Below are 5000 nucleotides of genomic sequence, written 5' to 3'. Positions count from 1 at the left end.
GGCGAAAGGTAGAACTCGGGATGCCCTTCGACCATCTGCCTGATCTGCAGAATGAAGGTGAACATCGATCCCTGCTTCAACGTTCGAGGTGGAGATTCCGCTTCATCGGGGAATCAGGGTCGGTTCGGGTTACCCCATTGATGCAGAACCGTGACCGCACGCGCAACGCGGCCCCCGTCCGGGGGCGTTACGAGCGTGTTACGGGGTACACGTCGGTCCCCCTCGCGGTGGGAAGATCCTGTCCGCACTGGTGCTGACAGCACTCCGGTGGACCGGAAGCGGTGCCGGATGGCCGTCACGAGCACGAGCAGGTTCCGGGAGGCGCGGCGTACCACCGCAGGAAAGCCCCGTTCAGAGCATGGTCGCCGGGCGCGTCACCGCGTGGCTCCGGCACGCCTCCCCGACACCCGACGGCGAACGATCACGACGAGGTAACGACGGGCGGCCACCTGTGCCCCGGGGTACACGGAGATGTCGAACGGGGGACGCTGCGCGTTACGGGGAATTCACTTCCGAGGACGTGTCAACTCACTGCGAAACACGTCAGCTCGGGCGTGTCGCGACCGGGGTCAGGCGCCGTAGAACTCGCGCTCGAAGACCTGACGGGCCCGGCGGGTGATCCCGAGGTAGTCGTCCTCGAGCTCCGACGCCGACCCCGGCGGGTACTCCATGAGCCGGGCGATGCCCTCGAGCTGCACACGGTCGACGGGCAGCACGTCGGTCGTCTTGCCCGACCAGAGGACGAGCGCGCTCCGGGTCCGCGACGCGAACCGCCACGCCGCCCCGAGCCGCTCGGCGTCCTCGGGTGCCACGAGCCCGGCGTCGCGTGCGGCGTCGAGGGCCTCGAGCGTCGAGGTCGTCCGGAGGCCGGGGATCGTCAGCGCGTGCTGGAGCTGCAGGAGCTGGACGAACCACTCCACGTCGCTCAGTGAACCGCGTCCGAGCTTGAGGTGGCGTGCCGGGTCCGCACCGCGCGGGAGCCGCTCGGACTCGACGCGGGCCTTGATGCGCCGGACCTCGCGGACCTGCTGGTCGTCGATGCGGTCCGGGTACCGCGTCCGGTCGGCCAGGTGCTCGAAGTCACGGAGGAGCTGCGCGTCCCCCACCGCACCCCGGGCTCTGAGCAGCGCCTGCGCCTCCCACGTGAGCGACCAGCGGGCGTAGTAGGCGCCGTAGGAGTCGAGCGTGCGGACCACGGGACCGTTCTTGCCCTCTGGACGCAGGTCGATGTCGAGGTCGAGCGGGTGGATGGCGTCGTCGGTGAGCCGCCCGAGTTCCCGCACGATGGTCTGCGCCGCCCGCGAGGCCTGCTCCGAGGGGACGTCCTCGGGCGCGCGGTAGACGTAGAGCACGTCGGCGTCGGAACCGAACCCGAGCTCGCGCCCGCCGTACCGTCCCATCGCGATGACGCCGAACTCGAGCCCGGGCGGGGCGTCCCGCCGTGCCAGCACGAGGGCGCCGGCGAGGGTGGACTCGGTGACGTCGCTGAGCGCGGGCCCGAGGGCGTCCACGTCGAGGTGCCCGAGCACCGCCGCCATGCCGAGACGGAGGGTCTCACGACGGCGGGCGGACCGCACCAGTGCCGCGGCGCCGTCGACGTCGTCGCCGTGCCGGGCGGTCGTCGCGCTGACCTCGGCGAGCAGCGACTCGACCGGGCGGGGCCGCAGCAGCGTCTCGGGTTCGTCGAGCCAGGCGACGGCCTCGGGGAAGCGCTCGAGCAGACCGGACAGGAAGGCCGACTCGGACAGCACCGTCGTGAGCGAGTGCGCCGCACCGGACGAGTCGCGGAGCATGCGGAGGAACCAGCTCGACTCCCCCAGGGTGTCGCTCAGCCGGCGGAAGGCCAGGAGCGCCCGGTCGGGTGCCGGCCCCTCGGCCATCCACCGCAGGAGCACGGGCAGGAGGTTGCGCTGGATCGCGGCGCGACGGCTCGTCCCCTGGGTCAGCGCGCGGATGTGGCTGAGCGCGCCCGCCGGGTCCGCGAAGCCGATCGCGCCGAGGCGGTCGACGGCCTGGTCGCTCGTCAGCACGATGTCGCCGTCGCTCGCCGCCACCGCCGACAGCAGCGGTCGGTAGAACAGGCGCTCGTGGAGTCCGCGGACCTCGAGCTTCACGGCCCGCCACCGGGTCTCGACCGCCGATGCCGACCGGGCGAGGCCACTCGAGCGTGCCAGGACGCGGAGCTCCTCCTCGTCGGAGGGCATCAGGTGGGTGCGCTGCAGGCGGCGCAGCTGAATCCGGTGCTCGAGCAGGCGGAGCAGGGCGTAGTCCGGGCCGAACCGCGCGGCCTCGGGGCGACCGACGTAGCCCGCGGCGGTGAGGGCGTCCATCGCCTCGAGCGTGGACCGGACCCGCACAGTCTCGTCGTCGCGGCCGTGCACGAGCTGGAGGAGCTGCACGGTGAACTCGACGTCCCGCAGCCCGCCGGGCCCGAGCTTGAGCTGCCGGTCGACCTCGTCGTCGGGGATGTTGTCCGTCACCCGCTGGCGCATGCGCTGCACGGACTCGACGAACCCCGGGCGCTGCGCGGACGTCCACACGAACCCGGCGACCGCCTGGGCGTAGCGCTCCCCCAGGTCGACGGAGCCGGCGATCGGCCGCGCCTTCAACAGCGCCTGGAACTCCCACTCCTTCGCCCACCGCTCGTAGTACGCCACGTGCGAGTCGAGGGTCCGGACGAGCGCGCCGTCCTTGCCCTCCGGACGGAGGTTCGCGTCGACCTCCCAGAGCGCCGGCTCGGCCGCGAGGTCGGTGATCGCATGGGTCGCCGCGATGGCCAGCCGGGTCGCGATGAGCACGGCCCGGTCGGTGCCGACGCCGGTGTCTGCCTCGTCGTCACGGGTCGGCTCGGTCACGAAGATGACGTCGACGTCGCTGACGTAGTTCAGCTCGCGCGCCCCGGCCTTGCCCATCGCGATGACGGCGAGCGGCGTCGCGGCGACGTCGGCCGCCGGGAACGGGACCTCGCGCCGGGCGACGTCCACCGCGGCCTCGAGCGCGGCGCCCGCGAGGTCGGCGAGCCCGGCGGCTACGGCGGGGAACGCCTCGGTCGGCGCGGCGTTCAGGACGTCGAAGAGGGCGATCTGGGCGAGGTGCCGGCGGTAGCGCACGCGCAGCCGGAGCCGCGCGTCCTCACCGGTGGCGCCGTCGATCGCCGCGAGCAGCGACGCGGTGTAGGCCTCCTGCGACCACGGCGCCGTCACCGGGTCGAGCAGCAGGTCGATCTCGGCCGGGCGCCGGTGCAGGAACTCGCCGAGCCCGACCGACGCGCCGAGCAGCCGGACGAGGCGCTCGGCCGCGGCCTCGTCCGCGAGGACGGGGCGCAGTTCGTCCGGCGCGCGCTCGAGCAACCGCTCGAGCGCGCGGAGCGCGCCGTCCGGATCGGCGGTGGACTCCCAGAGGGCCGGGGCGGCGCTCACCGGCACCGGCAGGTCGGGGCCGAACCGCGCCTCCAGGTCGGCGATGCGTTCGAGGCTCTCCGACAGCTCCGCGAAGCCCAACCGGGCCAACTCGGAACGCGACGTCGTCGTCCGACCGGTCATCTGGTGCGCGCTCCCGGTGCCGTCAGAGCGCGCCGAGGTTGGTGTCGAGCTCGAACGGCGTGACCTGGTCGCGGTAGGCCTTCCACTCCTGCCGCTTGTTCAGCAGCACGAAGTTGAAGACCTGCTCGCCGAGCGTCTCGGCCACGAGCTCCGAGTCCTCCATGAGGCTGAGGGCATGGTCGAGGCTCGCCGGGAGCTGGCTGTACCCGAGCGCGCGCCGCTCGGAGTCGGACAGGCTCCAGACGTTGTCCTCGGCCTCGGGCGGGAGCTCGTAGCCCTCGTCGACGCCCTTGAGCCCGGCGGCGAGCAGCAGCGAGTACGCCAGGTACGGGTTCGCCGCCGAGTCGATGCCGCGGTACTCGATGCGGGCGGACTGGCCCTTGTTCGGCTTGTACAGCGGGACGCGCACGAGCGCCGAGCGGTTGTTGTGGCCCCAGGTCACGAACGACGGAGCCTCGTCACCGCCCCAGAGTCGCTTGTACGAGTTCACGAACTGGTTCGTGACCGCGGTGATCTCGGGAGCGTGCTTGAGGACACCGGCGATGAAGTGCTTCGCCGTGTCGGACAGCTGGTACTGGCCGCCCGCCTCGTAGAACGCGTTCTGGTCGCCCTCGAACAGCGACACGTGCGTGTGCATGCCCGAGCCCGGCTGCCCGGAGAGCGGCTTCGGCATGAAGGTGGCGTAGACGCCCTGCTCGATCGCGACCTCCTTCACGACCGTGCGGAAGGTCATGATGTTGTCGGCCATCGTCAGCGCGTCGGCGTAGCGGAGGTCGATCTCGTTCTGCCCGGGGCCGGCCTCGTGGTGGGAGAACTCCACCGAGATGCCGAGGTCCTCGAGCATCCGGACCGACCGGCGACGGAAGTCGTGCGCGCTGCCACCGGGGACGTTGTCGAAGTAGCCGGCGCGGTCGACGGGCTGGGGGCCGCCGTCCTTCCAGTCACGGCTCTTCAGCAGGTAGAACTCGATCTCGGGGTGCGTGTAGAACGTGAAGCCGCGCTCGCTCGCCTTCGCCAGCGTGCGCTTCAGCACGTTGCGCGGGTCGGCGACGGCGGGCTGCCCGTCCGGCGTCGTGATGGCTCTTCTCGAAGGCCAACGTCGACCGCACGAACGCGTTCTTCCACCGCTTCGGACCGCTCGCCGTGATCCTCGCCCGCTTCGTCCCGGTCGTGCGGACCTTCCTGCCGATCGCCGCCGGTGTCGGCCGGATGAACTACAAGAAGTACTCGCTGTACAACGCGATCGGCGCCGTCATCTGGGGCGTCGGCGTGACGTTCCTCGGGTACTTCATCGGGCACATCCCGTTCGTCGCGCACATCGTCCGCGAGTACATCGACATCATCCTGCTCGCGGCCGTCGTCGTGACGGTGGTGCCGATGGCGCTGACGTACGTGCGGAACGCACGCAGGGCCAAGCGCGACGAAGCCGCGGGCGAGGCGGGGACCGAACCGCAGCAC

Annotated in this window: 1 protein-coding gene and 2 pseudogenes; 1 reads left to right on the top strand and 2 read right to left on the bottom strand. The window is 71.6% G+C overall.

Annotation, left to right across the window (positions count from 1 at the left end):
• Positions 1-569: 569 nt before the first annotated feature.
• Positions 570-3542, bottom strand: coding sequence for a bifunctional [glutamine synthetase] adenylyltransferase/[glutamine synthetase]-adenylyl-L-tyrosine phosphorylase (locus tag I5E_RS07120; protein ID WP_031261782.1), 2973 nt, complete (start codon positions 3540-3542; stop codon positions 570-572).
• Positions 3543-3564: 22 nt separating this feature from the next.
• Positions 3565-4620: pseudogene (locus I5E_RS07115) on the bottom strand (glutamine synthetase family protein); the annotation flags it as partial.
• 2 nt (positions 4621-4622) lie between these two features.
• On the opposite strand from I5E_RS07115, the pseudogene I5E_RS07110 reads away from it, so the two are divergent.
• Positions 4623-5000 (top strand): annotated as a pseudogene (locus I5E_RS07110) (DedA family protein); the annotation flags it as partial.

This window comes from Curtobacterium sp. B18, assembly GCF_000333375.1.
In the GTDB taxonomy this organism is placed as follows: Bacteria; Actinomycetota; Actinomycetes; order Actinomycetales; family Microbacteriaceae; genus Curtobacterium.
Note: the sequence above shows the minus strand (reverse complement) of the source record. Positions and strands in the feature narration are given on the sequence as shown.

Coding starts and splice junctions, on each gene's coding strand:
- I5E_RS07120 (WP_031261782.1), bottom strand. CDS start 3,542: ATGACCGGTCGGACGACGACGTCGCGTTCCGAGTTGGCCCGGTTGGGC.